Source organism: Bradyrhizobium sp. LB13.1, from assembly GCF_054056815.1.
Genome location: NZ_JBSRYQ010000001.1, coordinates 5106678 through 5121564, shown reverse-complemented (window position 1 = coordinate 5121564; position 14887 = coordinate 5106678). Strand labels below are relative to the sequence as shown.

Annotated in this window: 16 protein-coding genes and 1 pseudogene; 9 read left to right on the top strand and 8 right to left on the bottom strand. The window is 63.7% G+C overall.

Annotation, left to right across the window (positions count from 1 at the left end; all coding sequences use genetic code 11):
- Nucleotides 1–375, bottom strand: a complete 375-nt coding sequence (locus tag ACVWYI_RS24550; protein ID WP_247445876.1) for a hypothetical protein — start codon at nucleotides 373–375, stop codon at nucleotides 1–3.
- A 285-nt stretch (nucleotides 376–660) separates the two neighbouring features.
- On the opposite strand from ACVWYI_RS24550, the gene ACVWYI_RS24545 reads away from it, so the two are divergent.
- Nucleotides 661–1269 (top strand): cysteine hydrolase family protein, encoded by a 609-nt coding sequence (locus ACVWYI_RS24545; protein ID WP_247445875.1) that lies wholly within the window; start codon nucleotides 661–663, stop codon nucleotides 1267–1269.
- 12 nt (nucleotides 1270–1281) lie between these two features.
- Here ACVWYI_RS24545 and ACVWYI_RS24540 read toward each other — a convergent pair whose 3' ends face one another.
- The 5 genes from ACVWYI_RS24540 to ACVWYI_RS24520 all read right to left on the bottom strand — a co-directional run bounded on the left by ACVWYI_RS24540 (nucleotide 1282) and on the right by ACVWYI_RS24520 (nucleotide 6150).
- Complete coding sequence (locus ACVWYI_RS24540) at nucleotides 1282–2400, bottom strand: DUF305 domain-containing protein (protein ID WP_456663425.1); 1119 nt, start codon at nucleotides 2398–2400, stop codon at nucleotides 1282–1284.
- Between the two features lie 53 nt (nucleotides 2401–2453).
- Nucleotides 2454–2633 (bottom strand): CsbD family protein, encoded by a 180-nt coding sequence (locus ACVWYI_RS24535; RefSeq protein ID WP_247340741.1) that lies wholly within the window; start codon nucleotides 2631–2633, stop codon nucleotides 2454–2456.
- 157 nt (nucleotides 2634–2790) lie between these two features.
- The gene (locus tag ACVWYI_RS24530; RefSeq protein ID WP_456663424.1) at nucleotides 2791–4395 is read right to left on the bottom strand and encodes an alpha-amylase family glycosyl hydrolase; all 1605 of its coding nucleotides are present in this window, start codon (nucleotides 4393–4395) and stop codon (nucleotides 2791–2793) included.
- A 27-nt stretch (nucleotides 4396–4422) separates the two neighbouring features.
- Entirely contained in the window at nucleotides 4423–4962 is a 540-nt protein-coding gene (locus ACVWYI_RS24525) for a hypothetical protein (RefSeq protein WP_456663423.1), read from the bottom strand.
- Nucleotides 4963–4974: 12 nt separating this feature from the next.
- Nucleotides 4975–6150 carry a zinc-dependent alcohol dehydrogenase gene (locus tag ACVWYI_RS24520; protein WP_456663422.1) on the bottom strand — a complete coding sequence of 392 codons (1176 nt, stop codon included), beginning with the start codon at nucleotides 6148–6150 and terminating at the stop codon, nucleotides 4975–4977.
- Nucleotides 6151–6323: 173 nt separating this feature from the next.
- Between ACVWYI_RS24520 and ACVWYI_RS24515 the strand changes: the two genes are divergently transcribed.
- Nucleotides 6324–7106 carry an SDR family NAD(P)-dependent oxidoreductase gene (locus tag ACVWYI_RS24515; RefSeq protein WP_456663421.1) on the top strand — a complete coding sequence of 261 codons (783 nt, stop codon included), beginning with the start codon at nucleotides 6324–6326 and terminating at the stop codon, nucleotides 7104–7106.
- A 344-nt stretch (nucleotides 7107–7450) separates the two neighbouring features.
- On the opposite strand, the gene ACVWYI_RS24510 is transcribed toward ACVWYI_RS24515, so the two are convergent.
- Nucleotides 7451–7855 carry a response regulator gene (locus ACVWYI_RS24510; protein WP_354053082.1) on the bottom strand — a complete coding sequence of 135 codons (405 nt, stop codon included), beginning with the start codon at nucleotides 7853–7855 and terminating at the stop codon, nucleotides 7451–7453.
- Between the two features lie 87 nt (nucleotides 7856–7942).
- Here ACVWYI_RS24510 and ACVWYI_RS24505 point away from each other — a divergent pair.
- The 6 genes and pseudogenes from ACVWYI_RS24505 (at nucleotide 7943) to ACVWYI_RS24480 (ending at nucleotide 14179) form a co-directional block, all read left to right on the top strand.
- A pseudogene (locus ACVWYI_RS24505) lies at nucleotides 7943–8951 on the top strand (chemotaxis protein CheB).
- Between the two features lie 10 nt (nucleotides 8952–8961).
- Nucleotides 8962–9228, top strand: coding sequence for a hypothetical protein (locus ACVWYI_RS24500; protein WP_354053080.1), 267 nt, complete (start codon nucleotides 8962–8964; stop codon nucleotides 9226–9228).
- Nucleotides 9229–9580: 352 nt separating this feature from the next.
- Nucleotides 9581–12742, top strand: a complete 3162-nt coding sequence (locus ACVWYI_RS24495; RefSeq protein ID WP_456664572.1) for a CheR family methyltransferase — start codon at nucleotides 9581–9583, stop codon at nucleotides 12740–12742.
- The gene (locus tag ACVWYI_RS24490; protein ID WP_247340730.1) at nucleotides 12742–13488 is read left to right on the top strand and encodes a Crp/Fnr family transcriptional regulator; all 747 of its coding nucleotides are present in this window, start codon (nucleotides 12742–12744) and stop codon (nucleotides 13486–13488) included. Before ACVWYI_RS24495 ends, ACVWYI_RS24490 begins: the two co-directional genes overlap by 1 nt.
- A 173-nt stretch (nucleotides 13489–13661) precedes the next feature.
- On the top strand, nucleotides 13662–13844 hold the full coding sequence (locus tag ACVWYI_RS24485; protein ID WP_249803826.1) for a hypothetical protein: 183 nt from the start codon (nucleotides 13662–13664) through the stop codon (nucleotides 13842–13844).
- Between the two features lie 134 nt (nucleotides 13845–13978).
- Nucleotides 13979–14179: a hypothetical protein gene (locus ACVWYI_RS24480; protein WP_247340728.1), complete on the top strand. Its 201-nt coding sequence runs from the start codon at nucleotides 13979–13981 to the stop codon at nucleotides 14177–14179.
- A 41-nt stretch (nucleotides 14180–14220) separates the two neighbouring features.
- Here ACVWYI_RS24480 and ACVWYI_RS24475 read toward each other — a convergent pair whose 3' ends face one another.
- The gene (locus ACVWYI_RS24475) at nucleotides 14221–14616 is read right to left on the bottom strand and encodes a hypothetical protein (protein ID WP_456663420.1); all 396 of its coding nucleotides are present in this window, start codon (nucleotides 14614–14616) and stop codon (nucleotides 14221–14223) included.
- 62 nt (nucleotides 14617–14678) lie between these two features.
- On the opposite strand from ACVWYI_RS24475, the gene ACVWYI_RS24470 reads away from it, so the two are divergent.
- Nucleotides 14679–14885: a hypothetical protein gene (locus ACVWYI_RS24470; protein ID WP_247340726.1), complete on the top strand. Its 207-nt coding sequence runs from the start codon at nucleotides 14679–14681 to the stop codon at nucleotides 14883–14885.
- Nucleotides 14886–14887: the final 2 nt, after the last annotated feature.

The following is a 14887-nucleotide window of genomic DNA, read 5'->3' as shown; positions in this document are numbered from 1 at the left end:
TTAGAAACCGAGCTTCAACGTTGGATCGACCGTGCATCGAGACTCCTTGAACGCGCCTGCGAAATTGTCCTCAAGTGCAACCGTCGCCAACGCAAACTCGATCAAGTCCGTATCCGTCTCGATGCCCGTCTGGCGCTTGGCCTGCCTGACCAAGGCCGGACTCACCCGGCCACCGATACGGCTGCCTTTTTCGCTCAGAAGGCCAGATTGTTCCGCCGCCAGCATGACCGCTTCAAATCGTGCCTTGCTCACGACAAGCCCGCTGGTCGCAAGCTCACGCTTAAAGGTCTTTATCAGTACCGAGCTGCCCTTGGATGCAGCTCTCCTCCGTTTCGCCCGGAGCAGTGTGGGCTTGTTCGCTGATGCCTTTGCCATGGAATTTCGCCCGTATGTTAGACAAAAATGAGTTTTGTCTAACATAGCGCTTTGCTGCCCCACCTTCAAGGCGTCTAATAGAAGCGAGCCCCAATCAGGGAGGGCTCGGCGTTCTGCTTCGGTTTTTGTGCCGCCTTTCTTGGCAGGCCACTTCTTTTTGACAGCTGGATCGTCACAGTGTGGGCTAATGGGGAACGATGACCGTCGGAATCGCATTGCAGTCGGTGAGGTCGCCGGGCAAATGCCGGCTGCCGGCGCGTGGCTATGGTTCGACGGTGGAGGACGATGAGAGACAGCGCGTCGGAGGTTGCCGACATCAGCGATGCCGTTCATCTCTGCATCGACATGCAGAACATTTTCGCTCCGGGCGGCCTCTGGGCGACGCCCTGGATGGCGAGAGTTTTGCCGACGGTCGCCTCGATCGTTTCGCGTCATCAGGCCAGAACGATCTTCACCCGATTCATCACGCCGGAGGATCCGGAAGATCGTCCCGGACAGTGGCAGAGCTATTTTCGTCATTGGCGCGAGGCGACCCGCAAGCATCTGCCGCCATCCGGTCTCGAACTCGTGCCGGCTCTGAGTCGCTTCGTTCCGCCCGCTGCTGTCATCGACAAGCCGGCCTATTCCGCATTCAGCAATCCCGGCCTCACCAGCCTGCTCATCGAGAAGAACGTCGGCACGGTCGTGATCACGGGCGCAGAGACCGACGTCTGCGTGCTCTCGACGGTGCTGAGCGCCGTCGATCTCGGCTTCAGGGTCGTCATCATCGAGGATGCGCTGTGCAGCTCCTCCGATGTCGGCCACGATGCGCTCATGACGATGTACCGCACCCGCTTTCACGGCCAGGTCGATCTGGTGACCGCCGAGGAATTGGCGGAGTTCTGGCGGGAGTAGGGGGCGGTCCGCTCAATTGACGTTGTCGCCGAGCATGTTGCGGAAGGCCGTGGCGACGGCGGCGATGCCGCTGGCGCCGTGCATCAGCGCGATCTCGCCCTGCTGTTCGTGTCGGATGGCGTGGGCCATGACGCGCAGGCGCAGATCGCCGCTGCTATGCCACATCTGGTCGGCCATCCTGACTGCGCCGGCGTGATGCTTGTTCATCGTCTCGACGAACACCGTGTCGAATTGGTCCGCCGGCGCGGTCTTGACCTGTCGCATCGCGGCCTGTGTCAGGAAGCCCGGCATCGCGGCACGTTCTTCCGTGTTGCAGTCGGGCATCTCGGTGTCGAACCAGCTCAGCCACCAGGTCTCGAAAATCCGGTTCTCGCCGGACTGGCTCGCGACCATCAGCATCGCCAGCTTGCGCAGATGCGGGTCCTGCGCGCGCTCCGCGCCGATGCGCGCCAGCTCGATGCCCTGGGCGTGATGCGCGGTCATATGACGGATGTAGGTCTGGTCCGCGTCCCTGTCGCGGCCCATCCACGGCGGCTCGTAACCATGGCTGCCGAACAACGCGACCACCCCGAGCAGCATCATCACGGCCAGCGCGCCGGTGGTCCAGGCACTGGTGAAGCGAACATCGCGCTCGGGTGCTGCGCCCCGCGTCCAGCGCAGCCGGGCGAACAGGGGGTACATCACGGCCGAGGAGCTATGGACGAGCAGGCCGATCCAGTAGGGCTGCTGCAGCGTGAACAGCGGCTGCCAGAACGGAAACAGCGGCACCAGCACGAACCATTCCATGCTTGAAGAGAACACGGCCCAGGGCAGCGCGAGCAGCAGGATCGTGAGCGGCCGCCGGTCGGCGGTCCAACGCCCGAGCACGCCGAAGAAGACCAGCGCCCACGAAAAGTCCGCCCATTGGTGAAAGGCGATCCCGGCAAGGATCGCGCTGCACGACGGCTCTGCGCTGACCGTCCAATCGCGCGCGGGAATGGAGGCGACCGTCATCCAGTCGACGGCGGCATCGCGCCCGATCCGCGCGGCGAAGAGCTGGCTGACGATGGTCGAGAAGGTGCTGCTGATCAGGCCCAGCTCGGCAGCGGCGATCCAGCGCGAACGGCGCCGTCTCTTGGCGGCTCGAGGCACGCTTCCGTCAGTGCGCCACGCTGCATTTGAAAGCGCCAGTCGCGGCTCCGCGTTCACGTCCGCTGCTTGAGCTTTTTCAGTGGATCGGGCTCGCCCGGCTTGTCCTGATCGTCGCGGCCGCGCTGCGCTTGCGCCTTGCCGTCATCGTGGAGGTCCTGGTCCCCGATGATCTCGCCGATTGCCTGCCTTGTCTTGCCGCCGATGCGTTGTTCAAGACCCGTCGTCTTGCCCATGAGCTGCCTCCAATAGATCTGCCTCCAAGCTCACGCCGCTACCCCGGCGCTTGAAAAGGGGTGAGCGCCGGGGCCGCGGGTTCGTCTATTCAGTCTCCGGCAGGGGGACGCCGGAAGCGTGAAGAGACTCTCTGAGGCGCGGATGGTTCCTCGGCCGTCATCTTGCCTCGCGTGCGACGATCACACCTTCATTGCCGCGGAGCAGGATGGAGGCGTCCGGCAACGGCTCGGACGGCCGGTCCAGATGCGTCGACATCAGCAGACGGCCGCAACCTTGCCAGTGCCATTTCCGCGGCTCGGCGGCGATGTTGAGCGCGACCAGAATGTCGCTGCCGCCAACCGTCCGGCGGTAGGCAAGAACGTCGTTCTGTGAGCGTAGCGGCTCGTAATCGCCGTGGCGCAGGCAGGCATGCTCGCGCCGTAGCGTCATCAGTGCGCGAAACAGTGCCAGGATCGAACGCGGGTCGCGCTGCTGCGTGGCCACGTTGGCCGCGCCGTCGGGCGGCTCCAGCGGCAGCCATGGATCGCCGGTTGTAAAGCCGCCGTTGGTGCTGTCGTCCCAACGCATCGGAGCGCGTTCGGGATCGCGGCAAAGGCCATACCCCGGCACGAGCTTCTCGAAGGGATCGCGGACGCGGTCGGGCGGAACGGGAACGCGCTTGCGGCCGATCTCGTCGCCCATGAAGAAGAACGGCGTTCCCTGCAGCGTCATCAGCAGCATCGCCAGAACCCGCATCTGCGCGTCGCCGATTTTGCTCGCGATCCGTTGCTTGTCGTGACCACCGATCACCCAGACCGGCCATGCATGATCCGGGATGGCGTTGAAATACGCGTCGATCGCCGCTTGCAGCGACAACGCATCCCAGGGTGCGTCGAGCAGCGCGAAATTGAGCGGCAGATGCAGGCGCGGCCGATCGTTGCTGTAGAAGTGACCGATGCGGTCGGTCTTGCCCTGGACTTCGCCGCACAACATTCGCTCCGGATAGCCGTCGATCACCTCGCGGATGAATTCGATGCAACCCATCGTCTCCGGCCGGTCGTCGGTAAACACGGCCGTCTGGCGCTGCGGCGGCGGCTTGCCCTTCGCTTGCGGGTTCTGCGGATTGTCGCGCAGGAGCTCGTCCTTGATCAGGACCGCGCTGGCATCGACGCGAAAGCCATCCACGCCGCGATCGAGCCAGAAGCGCATGACATCGGCGATCGCGGCGCGCAGCTGCGGGTTGCGCCAGTTCAGATCGGGCTGCTCGACCAGGAAGGAATGATAATAATATTGCCGCCGCGCTTCGCACCATTCCCAGCCGCTGCCGCCGAAGCGGCTCAGCCAGTTGTTGGGCGGACCGCCATTCTCGGCCGCGTCGGCCCAGATGTACCAATCGGCCTTCGCGCTGTTTCGTGAGCTGCTGCTCTCGACAAACCATGCGTGATCGTTCGCAGTGTGATTGGGCACGAGATCGAGGATCAGGCGGATATCAGCCGCGTGCAGGGCCTTGCGCAGGCGGTCGAACGCGTCGAGGCCGCCGAAGGCAGGGTCGATGGAGCAGTAGTCGGAGATGTCGTAGCCGAGGTCGCGGAAGGGGCTCTTGTAGATCGGCGTCAGCCAAACCGCGTCGATGCCGAGCCATTTCAGATAATCGATGCGCGATATCAGGCCAGCGAGATCGCCTTTGCCGTCGCCGTCCGAGTCCTGGAACGAGATCGGTGCGATTTCATAGATGACGGCGGATTCCCACCACAGGCCTTCGTCACGGGACTCGTCGCTCATTGCCTTGTATCACCTCGGCGTGCTTCGTCAGGTCCGTCCCGCGGCGTGCGCTGCGATCTGCTTTGCCGCGGCTCTGGCGCTCTCGATGCCCTTGGGAAAGCCGCTGCGGTTCGGATACAGCTTGCGCCGTGCATCGCGCGTCGGCCGCCGCGGCCTGGTGTCCTGAGCGGCGCGATAGTCGAGCATCGCGATGCCGCCGACCATCAGCAGTGCCAGCGCGATATTGCCATTTTTGGGATTGTCCGCGGTCAGCCCCGAGAGCAGCGCGGCGGCATCGAGGCCGTCGCCGCCGACGCGGGCCCACAGGCCGGCGTTCTTGTCGACCGAGAGCGACACGATCCCGGCCATGATCTCCCGCACGCCGAAGGCGCGGACCAGCGTCTCATGGCCTTCCATGCCCAGCGTTTCCGTGACGCGCCTCGGCGCGAAGAATTCCACGACGCCGAGCCCGATGCTGAACCAGCCCAGCGCACGGGCAAGCTGGTCTTCGGGCCGCCTCAGGCTTGGTCCGCTCGCGACGATCTTGGGGTCACCCTTGGTACGCACGATGTTGGAGAAATGAAACATTGATCTAGCTCCTCAGGGCCTCAGCACGACCTTGACGCAGGAGTCGCGCTTGTCGCGAAACACCTGATACATCTCGGGGCCTTGGCTGAGCGGGACGGTGTGGGTGATGACGAAGGACGGATCGATCTGACCTTCTTCAATGCGATGGAGCAGGTCGTCGGTCCAGCGGTTGACGTGGGTCTGGCCGGTGCGCATCGTCAGGCCCTTGTTCATGAAGGCGCCCATCGGAAGCATGTCGGAGAATCCGCTGTACACGCCCGGCACCGAGATGATGCCGCCGGGGCGGCAGACATAGATCATCTCGCGCAGCACATGCGGCCGGTCGCTCTCCACCATCACCATCTGCTTGGCGCGGTCGAGCAGCGTGTCGGGCAGCGAGGCCGTCACGTGCGACTCCATCCCGACGCAATCGATGCATTTTTCGGGGCCTCTGCCGTCGGTGAGCTCCTTGAGCCGCTCCAGAACGCTTTCGTTTTCGAAGTTGATGGTTGTAGCGCCGCCGGCTTCGGCCATGCTGAGCCGTTCGGGAAGGCAGTCGATCGCGATCACCTGATTGGCGCCGAGCAGGATGGCGCTGCGGATCGCCATCTGCCCCACGGGACCGCAGCCCCAGATCGCGACCGTATCGGTCGGCTCGATGTCGCATTGCACCGCGGCCTGCCAGCCGGTCGGGAAGATGTCGCTGAGAAACAGCAATTGTTCGTCGGGAATGCTGGCGGGCACCTTGATGTGGGTGGCGTCGGCAAACGGCACGCGCAGATATTCGGCCTGGCCCCCGGGGTAGCCGCCGGTCAGATGCGTATAGCCGAACAGGCCGGCGCAGGAATGACCGAACGCTTTTTCGGCGAGGTGACGCTTGCGGTTGGTGGTCTCGCAGACCGAGAAATTACCGCGCTTGCACTGGTCGCATTCGCCGCAAATGATCGTGAAGGGGACGACGATGCGGTCGCCCTTCTTCAGCTTGCCGTCGACGCCCGAGCCGACTTCCACCACTTCGCCCATGGTCTCGTGGCCCATGATGTCCCCGGGCAGCATACCGGGAATGTAGTTGTGAAAGAGGTGCAGGTCTGAGCCGCAGATGGCGCAGCTCGTGACTTTAATGATGGCATCGCGCGGGTCCTGAATCTCGGGATCGGTGACGGTGTCGCAGCGGATGTCTTCCTTGCCGTGCCAAACCAGCGCCTTCATCTCTGTCCTCCCGCGAGCTACGAGGCATCCAAGTCGAACAACGAACGATGGTTGCTATTGCACTTGGAAAATCGTCGCACCGCACATGCTTTGACTAGAGGTTTGGCTTGGATAGGAACGAGAGGCGGTCGCAGCCATTGGAGCGTCATCAACGCCATCGCAAGGATACGCTCATGTCCGCCAAGCAGTTCGCCGTCGTCACCGGCGCCTCCACCGGTATTGGCCTGGAACTCGCCAGATGCTGTGCCCAAGCCGGTTTCAACCTTGTCATCGCGGCGGACGAGCCCGAGATCGAGAGAGTGGCCGTCGATCTCCGCAAGCTCGGCGCCAGCGTCGAGGCGGTCGAGGCTGATCTCGCCACCACTGAAGGTGTCGACAAGCTCTGCGCCGCGGTCGGCGACCGGCCAATCGGCGCGCTGCTGGCCAATGCCGGTGTCGGCCTTGGCAAGGCGTTCCTCGATCAGGATTTTGCCAGGGTCAAACACCTCGTCGACACCAACATTACCGGCACGCTGTATCTGATCCATCGGGCCGGCAACGAGATGCTTCGCCGCAACTCGGGGCGCATCCTGATCACGGGCTCGATCGCCGGATTCACGCCGGGCAGTTTTCAGGCGGTCTACAACGCCAGCAAGGCCTTCCTCGATTCATTCTCATTTGCACTGCGCGAGGAGCTTCGCGACAGCGGCGTCACCGTCACCTGCCTGATGCCGGGTGCCACGGAAACGGAGTTCTTCCACCGCGCCGACATGATGGACACCAAGGTCGGCACCGAGAAGAAGGACGACGCGGCGGAGGTCGCGAAGGCCGGCTTCGACGCCATGTTGGCCGGCGAGTCCGACATCGTGACCGGACTGAAGAACAAGATCCAGACCACGGTCGCCAACGTCACACCGAATGAGATGTTGGCCAAGCAGCATCGCAAGATGGCCGAGCCGGGCACGGCGAAGTCGTAGAACGATACGGTCGCAATCTGCGCTGAGCGGCGCGGCCAATCCCACGGACCGACAAAGAAGAACGCCGATTCACATAGCCTAATGCGCAAAGCTCCTCGAGCCGTCAGACTGGTTCGGCTGGAAAGAGGGGCTGTGGTGGCGATGGATCGCGTCGAACAGGCTTTTGTCGCGACGGCAATCACGGGTTTCCTCGTGATGTTGGGCGCAATCGTCTGGATGATGATGGGCTGACGGCGGGAAGGGGTCATGTCTTGCGCGTCATGCTGCCTTATGCTGCGGTCCTTCTGTGCCTGGCGGTGAGCGGCTGGCTCGCTTTAGCGCATCTGTTCTGATCGCCGTTCGGCTCAACCGTGCGGATCGGCGATGAGCGCGGCCAGCCTCTGTGCCATCGCCGGCAGATCAATCGGTTTTTCCAGGATCGGCACGTCGTGGAATTCCGGACTAATGGCGACCTTGTCGTATCCGGTCGTGAAGACGAAGGGTACGTTCCTTGCCTTCAGTTCACGGGCCACCGGAAAGATCATCTCACTGCGGATGTTCACGTCGAGCACGGCGGCATCGAGGATGCTGCCGTCGTGCAGGATCCTGAGTGCGTCGTCGAGATCACCCACCGGGCCCGCGACATCTGCGCCGAGCGCGCGACATGCCCTGCCAATGTCATCGGCGAGAAAATATTCGTCCTCGACAACGAAGATCCGCCGCCCGCTGAGCGGCGACAGCGGATGTGACCACGTGGGCGAGATCGTCATGGTGCCTCCCATGCTTTCCTTTCCCGTCCTAGGAACATAGGGCGGTGACCCGCCTTGGTACAAACGCTACAGAAGAAAGTGGGTTCCATGAGCAACCGCGACATCATCGTCATAGGTGGCTCGGCCGGCGCGACCGCACCGCTGAAGCAGATACTGGGCCGCCTGCCGCCCGATCTGCCCGCGGCGGTGTTCATCGTCCTGCACATTCCCGCGCAGGGCATCGGCATTCTCTCGACAGTGGCCAGCAGCGCGGGCCCGCTTCCGGTCCGGCAGGCCGAAAACGGCATGAAGATAGAGCCCAGCCAGGTTTATCTGGCCGCACCGGACCATCATCTGCTGCTGTCCGAGGATCGCGTGTTCCTCGGGCGCGGTCCGCGCGAGAACATGGTCCGGCCGGCCATCGACGCCTTGTTTCGCTCGGCCGCCATCAATTACGGCCCGCGCGTGATCGGCGTGCTCCTGAGCGGCCTGCTGTCCGACGGTGCGGCCGGTCTCAACGCCATCAAGCGTTGCGGAGGGATCTCGGTGGTTCAGGACCCCTCGGACGCCATCGCCGATGAAATGCCAAGGAGCGCCCTTGGAGGCGACCATCATCGATCTTTGCGTCCCCGGCGCCGGAATGGGTGATGTCCTGTCCGATCTCGCCAGGGAGACTGCCGGCGCCGCGCTGCCGATCCCGCCGGAGATTCGGCTCGAGGTCGAGATCGCGGCGGGCGAACGGATCGGCAGTGACAATCTCCTCTCCGTGGCTGATCCGGTTGCGCTGACCTGTCCGGCCTGCGGGGGCGTGCTGTCCGAGATCAAGGAAGCGCGTCCGATGCGTTTCCGTTGCCAGGTCGGCCACGCCTTCACCGGCGACATCCTCGCAAAGGAGCAGGAGGGGCGGGTGGATGAAGCCCTGCGGGTCGCGCTGCGCATCATCGAGGAGCGGGCTGAGTTGGTGCAGCGCATGGCGACCGACGGCCGGCGCAGCGGCCGGCCTGCGGTCGCCGAGATGTACCAGACGCGGGCTGCCGAATATCGCGAATATGCCGACATGATCCGGCGCGTTGTGCTAAAGTCGCTCGATCCTCCGGTTCGCAAGCGGGAGGCTTGAGGGTGTCGCCATGACCATTTCCCTCGCCGAATGGACCGAGCAGCTCGATACCGAGCGCCGCCATCTGATCAAGGCCGATCGTGATATCGAGGAGGGTTCGCAGCGCATCCGCGACCAGGAGGATCGGGTCCGTCAACTCAGTGCCGGCGGCTGCGACGCGGGCCAGGCGGAACGCTTGGTGGAGGCGCTGAAGCAGACTCTGACGGAATGGCTGCGCCATCGCGTCCTGATCCAGCAGCGGATTGCCTATCTTCGGCAGCAAGTCGGCCCGGAGTGATCCAGGGCGCGCTGGCAGGCCGCCCGAACTCTACGCCGAGCTCGTACATAAAATCGAGTTGCCGCTCGGCGCTGCGGCGCAAACGATCGTTCTCGCGGAGCAGCCGACGGGCGGTCGCGGTGGCGTCCTCGGCCCGCCTGATCAGGGCCGCGAGTTTGTCGGACGTCTGCATCACGGGGCTCCTGCCGCACGCAACTATGGGCCTTTGGCCGGGAATTGACAACGATGCTCGCGGTATGGAACGCAGCGTGACATATCCGGCTTTCACCTGTTGGGATAACATCAATTCTGCTATTTGCGGCGAGCGGGGCGACCCGCTGGTTCACGTCACTGAATGAGAGCTACCGAGATCATGCATGAAATCGGCGACCAGCCGGTCGAAAGAGAGCACCAGACCAGGTCCCCGCTGATCATCGGGGTGGGCGCCCCGCCGGCAGCTCTGGATAGCATCGAGCGCTTCTTTGCCAAGCTGACCGTAGGCGTCGACCAGGCCGTCGTGCTGGCGCTTCAACATCATGAGGCGCTCGACGAGCCGCGGCTGCGCCGGATCGTGCGAAATTCCAGCGGCGGCAAGATCACCGACATCAGCGACGGCCAGACCATCGAGGGCGGCACGGTCTATCTGTGCCCGCCGGCGATGATCACGACGATCCATGGCGGTCGCTTCGCGGTCCGCGAGGCCGAGCAGGCGCCCGGCGAGCGAGCCACGATCGACAGCTTCCTGGTGTCGCTGGCGGAAGAACGCGCCGAGCAATCGATCGGCGTGATCCTGTCCGGCATCGGCGGCGATGGCACGCTGGGTACCGCGACGCTGAAGGATCACGGTGGTCTCGCCATCGCCGAAAAGGGCGCGAGTGACGAGGCTGATCATCTGAAGGACGCCAATACGCCGGCAGCCATCGCCGACTACGTGCTGACCGCGGACGAGATCGCCGAGCACATTCAGGTCTATGCTCGTCATCTGCGGCGGCTGGACGAGAAGCAGGGGTTCGATGAGGGACTGGCCGCTGCGGCGAGCTCGCTGTCGCGCATCGCCGACGTCCTGCGCAGCAAGACCGGCAATGATTTCCACGGCTACAAGCAGAACACCTTTCTGCGCCGCGTGCAGCGGCGGATGCAGGTGGTTCAGATCGCCGAGATTTCCGCCTATGTCGATTTCCTGCGCAACGACCAGGACGAGGCGCTGCACCTCTTCAACGATCTCTTGATCGGCGTCACCGAATTCTTCCGCGACAAGCGCGAGTTCGAAGTGCTGGAGAGCCAGATCGTCCCGAAGATCTTCGAAGGCAAGAGCGCGGGCCAGCAGGTTCGCGTCTGGGTGCTCGGCTGCGCCACGGGAGAGGAGGCCTATTCGATCGGTATCCTCCTGCGCGAGCACATGGCCAAAATGGACTCCGCCCCGCAGGTTCAGATCTTCGCTACCGACATCGACGGACGGGCACTGGCGACCGCGCGCGTCGGTCGTTACCGCACCAAGATCGAGGCGGACATGACCAGGGAGCGCCTGGCGCGCTGGTTCGTGCGCGAGGGGGATACCTATTGCGTGGTCAAGGACCTGCGCGAAATGTGCATCTTCTCGCAGCACAACGTGATCAAGGACGCACCGTTCTCCAAGCTTGATCTCGTCTCCTGCCGCAACCTGCTGATCTACCTCAATGCCGAATTGCAGAACCGGGTGATTCCGCTATTCCACTTCGCGCTTCTGCCGGATCGCTTCCTGTTCCTCGGCAATTCCGAGAACGTGACGCGGCATCCAAAACTGTTCGTGCCGATCGACCGCCGCGCCCGCATCTTCAAGAAGCTCGAGACCGGAACGCGGCTGCCGCCGGAATTTCCGATCACGACCGCTGCGGGCAGGGCTCCCGCCGAGGTGCCGCCGCTGCGCTCGTTCCGTCCCGACGTGGGTCTGGAGCGCCGCGCGCAACGGGTCGCGGAGCGCTACGCGCCCGCCTATGTCATCACCGACGGCAACTTTCAGGTCTTACACTTCTCCGGGCGCACCGGCCGCTACATCGAGCCGACGGCAGGCGCCGCCACGCTCGACCTGCTCCAACTCGTCCATCGCGATCTCCGCCTGGAGCTGCGAACGGTGCTCAGCCGCGCGGCGGAGACCAATGAGCCCGCCCATGCCGAGCAGGTGCAGCTCGGCGTCAACGGCCATCGCATTCTCGTCGATATCACGGTGGAGCCGATCCAGGATGGCGACCACCGCAATTTCGTCGTCCTGTTCAAGGATGGCCCGGTGCGCACCATGGATGCCGACGAGGGCTATCCCAATGCGCTGGTGCAGACCGAGCATGTCGAGCGTATCGAAGGCGAGCTGCGGGCGACGCGGGAGCGCCTTCAGGCGACCATCGAGGAGCTCGAAAGCACCAATGAGGAGCTGAAGTCCTCGAACGAGGAGTACCAGTCGCTCAACGAAGAGCTTCAGTCCGCGAACGAAGAGCTCGAAACCTCGCGCGAGGAATTGCAGTCGGTGAACGAGGAACTGACCACTGTCAACGGCGAGCTGGCTCATCGGGTCCAGGAATTGACGCGCGCCACCAGCGATCTCGAGAATTTCTTGGAGAGCACGCAGATCGCGACCGTGTTCCTCGACAACGATCTGCGCGTGATGAACTTCACGCCGGCGATCACGCAGGTTCTGCATCTCGTCGAGACCGACACGGGCCGGCCCATCGCGCACATCAAGGCGCGCATCCCGATCGAGGAGCTCTATGATGACATTCGCGGCGTGCTGCGGACGCTTGCCAGCGCCGAGCGCGAGTTGAGGGAGCCGGACAGCGGCACGCGCTACATCGTGCGCATCCTGCCTTATCGCAGCATCGACAATTTCATCGCCGGGGTCGTCATCACCTTCGTCGACATCACCGCCATTACCCGCGCCGAGGAGCGGCAGCGCCTGCTGCTGGCCGAGCTCCAGCATCGGGTCCGGAACACGCTCGGCGTGGTGCGCTCGATCGCCCGTCGCACGGCCGATAGCAGTTCGACAGTCGAGGAGTTTGCTTCCCATCTCGATGGCCGGCTCAACGCATTCGCCCGTACCCAGGCACTCGTGACCCGCGATCCTGAAGGCGGCGTAGATCTCGAATACCTCGCCGTCGAGGAGCTGCTGGCCTATAATGCCAGGGAAGGCGAGCAGGTGCGTGTCAGCGGTCCCACGGTGCGTTTTCACTCCAAGGCAGCGGAAACCTTCGCGCTTGCCATTCACGAGCTCGCGACCAACGCGCTGAAATACGGCGCCCTGAGCCGACCGATAGGTCGCATCGAGATTTCCTGGCGCATTGAGCAGGGCACCGAGCCGGCGGAGCTGGTGTTCGAGTGGCGGGAGCGCGGCGGGCCGCCGGTTGCGCTGCCGCCGCACAAAGGATTTGGGACCGAGCTTCTGGAGCGCACACTCGCGTTCGAGTTCAAGGGGCAGACCACGATGGCATTCAATCCCAGGGGATTGGAATGCACGATCACCATTCCTCTTAGCAAGCGGGCCTTTCATACACCGGCGGTGGCCAACTGATGCCCTTGTCGACGCTAGATCGCAGCATGGTGGACCCGGTCATTCGCCGGCTGAACGTGCTGAGGCCCTTGTCGACGGAGGCCCGCAGCTCGCTTGAATACGCAATGCTCGAGGGAATCCAGCGCGCAGGATCGGGCGAGGATCTGATCTCGGAGGGCGATCCGGTCGACAGTGTCCGCCTCGTGCTGTCAGGCTGGCTCTGCCGCTACAAGACGCTCGAGGACGGTCGGCGCCAGATCGTCAACTTTCTGTTTCCCGGCGAGAGTTGCGACGCGCACGCGTTCCTGCTGTCGGTGATGGATCATTCCATCGCCGCGATGACGCCGGTTGTCTACACCGAAATCAAGCGCGCGCGGTTCGAGGGTCTGGTGGCGGGCGACCGCGCGCTGGCGGAAGCGTTCTGGTGTGAGACCCTCGTCAACAACGCCATCCAGCGCGAATGGGCCATCAATCTCGGCCGCCGGGTGGCGTTTGAACGCGTGGCCCACTTGTTCTGCGAGATTATCGAGCGGCTGCGTCCCGTCGGCATGGTCGACGGCAATTCCTGCGTGATGCCGGTGACGCAAATGGATCTTGCGGACGCCACCGGGCTGTCGGTGGTCCATCTCAACCGCACGGTTCAGGAATTGCGGGCCTCCGGCCTGATCGTGCTGCGCGATCGCACGCTGACCATCACCGATCTCGATGCGCTCAAGGATGCGGCGCTGTTCTCGCCGAGCTATCTGCAACTCTATCGGCGGGGCTAAGCACTCTTTTGCTTGGGACAGTACGTGGGTCCTCGGTCGCGGGCGGTCGACAGGTTGCGAGATACTTGATCCAGGTTAATGTTCGCGGATGATTTTGAGCGGATGGCTGGTTTTGAGTAAATTACGTAACTTACGTGAAGGCGCTGTGGTTCCGAAGCTTCTATCGTCGCTCCATGAACGACGTCCTGTTTGCCCGCGCTGAGCGCGCGATCGAAGCGAGCCGCGCCCTCCGGGCGCAGCACAGAGCGCTCGCGGATCAGCTTGATGATGCCACGCGCGAGGTGCGCCGAGTGGTGATGGAAAGCGCGATGTTGCGCTCGGAGATCAAGGCCCTTCGCGACCACCGGGAAGAGTAGGCCCTCCGATACTTGCCTGGCATGGAGAAACCGTTCGCGGTCCGGAACGTTGAGGCTCCGATCCGGTCTGGCTATGGAAGCCGTCAGAGAAGGACGCAACGGCGCGCTCTGTCCACGAACAGGGAGAATTCTTCATGTTGACGCGGCATCGTGTCAAGCAAACGGATGCACTGGAAGTGCGCCTGGCCGCGGAAGCCGAGCGGCTTCGCGAACAGGCCAAGTCGCTCCCGCCCGGCGCTGCACGCGACGAGATGTTGCGCAGGGCGCGTCAGGCGGAAACCGGTTCTCAGATGAGCGAGTGGCTACGGTCGCCGGGGCTGCAGCCGCCGGAATAGGGCCGGCGAAGCGAATGCGCAGCGCCGGAATGGTGCCCCATTCAACGCCGCTTCGCGGCGCAGTCGAAGTTGCGCCGGCGCGCGAAGTGATGCGCATCCGCTGCCCGGTCGCGGTGCTTCGCACCAGCAAAATCATGCACCGTTAACTTATTGAAATGCCGGAACCGGCGGTTGCGGCCGAAGCTGCCAACGTTGCCGGGCTGGGCCGCCCCAACCGGCACGGAAACCTGGGCCCTGGCGCCAGACCTCCCGCCGGGGCCAATTTCCTTCCAATCAAAGCGCTTTGTGAAAGTACAATGACCGCCAAACGCAATCGCAGGAAACAGACCCAATCGCTCCAGGAGCGGTTGGCGACATTCGCCGAAACCGCTCGCGAACGCGCGCGCAGCCTGCCGCCCGGCAAGGAGCGCGACATGCTGCTTCGGCGCGCCAAGCAAAACGACGCGACCTCGCACCTGACGGAATGGTTGAGCACGCCCGTCTACCCGAGACGTGGAGGATGACGGTGCGGAGCATCAGGCACTACCGCGCATTCCAGATCGATCCGGACGGGCATGTGTTCGGATGCATCAATCTCGTCTGCGACGATGACGAGCAGGCTAAGCGCGAAGCGGCATCGCTCGTGCTGGGCCACCGCATCGAGCTGTGGCGGCTGGACCAGCGGATCGCGCAATTCGACCTGCCGCCGGACGTCGCTCACTGCTAGGG

What these genes read in the sequence shown, in the direction of transcription:
- ACVWYI_RS24550 (WP_247445876.1), bottom strand. Translation starts at nt 375, where the DNA reads ATGGCAAAGGCATCAGCGAACAAGCCCACACTGCTCCGGGCGAAACGG.
- ACVWYI_RS24545 (WP_247445875.1), top strand. Translation starts at nt 661, where the DNA reads ATGAGAGACAGCGCGTCGGAGGTTGCCGACATCAGCGATGCCGTTCAT.
- ACVWYI_RS24535 (WP_247340741.1), bottom strand. Translation starts at nt 2,633, where the DNA reads ATGGGCAAGACGACGGGTCTTGAACAACGCATCGGCGGCAAGACAAGG.
- ACVWYI_RS24530 (WP_456663424.1), bottom strand. Translation starts at nt 4,395, where the DNA reads ATGAGCGACGAGTCCCGTGACGAAGGCCTGTGGTGGGAATCCGCCGTC.
- ACVWYI_RS24525 (WP_456663423.1), bottom strand. Translation starts at nt 4,962, where the DNA reads ATGTTTCATTTCTCCAACATCGTGCGTACCAAGGGTGACCCCAAGATC.
- ACVWYI_RS24520 (WP_456663422.1), bottom strand. Translation starts at nt 6,150, where the DNA reads ATGAAGGCGCTGGTTTGGCACGGCAAGGAAGACATCCGCTGCGACACC.
- ACVWYI_RS24515 (WP_456663421.1), top strand. Translation starts at nt 6,324, where the DNA reads ATGTCCGCCAAGCAGTTCGCCGTCGTCACCGGCGCCTCCACCGGTATT.
- ACVWYI_RS24510 (WP_354053082.1), bottom strand. Translation starts at nt 7,855, where the DNA reads ATGACGATCTCGCCCACGTGGTCACATCCGCTGTCGCCGCTCAGCGGG.
- ACVWYI_RS24500 (WP_354053080.1), top strand. Translation starts at nt 8,962, where the DNA reads ATGACCATTTCCCTCGCCGAATGGACCGAGCAGCTCGATACCGAGCGC.
- ACVWYI_RS24495 (WP_456664572.1), top strand. Translation starts at nt 9,581, where the DNA reads ATGCATGAAATCGGCGACCAGCCGGTCGAAAGAGAGCACCAGACCAGG.
- ACVWYI_RS24490 (WP_247340730.1), top strand. Translation starts at nt 12,742, where the DNA reads ATGCCCTTGTCGACGCTAGATCGCAGCATGGTGGACCCGGTCATTCGC.
- ACVWYI_RS24485 (WP_249803826.1), top strand. Translation starts at nt 13,662, where the DNA reads ATGAACGACGTCCTGTTTGCCCGCGCTGAGCGCGCGATCGAAGCGAGC.
- ACVWYI_RS24480 (WP_247340728.1), top strand. Translation starts at nt 13,979, where the DNA reads ATGTTGACGCGGCATCGTGTCAAGCAAACGGATGCACTGGAAGTGCGC.
- ACVWYI_RS24470 (WP_247340726.1), top strand. Translation starts at nt 14,679, where the DNA reads ATGACGGTGCGGAGCATCAGGCACTACCGCGCATTCCAGATCGATCCG.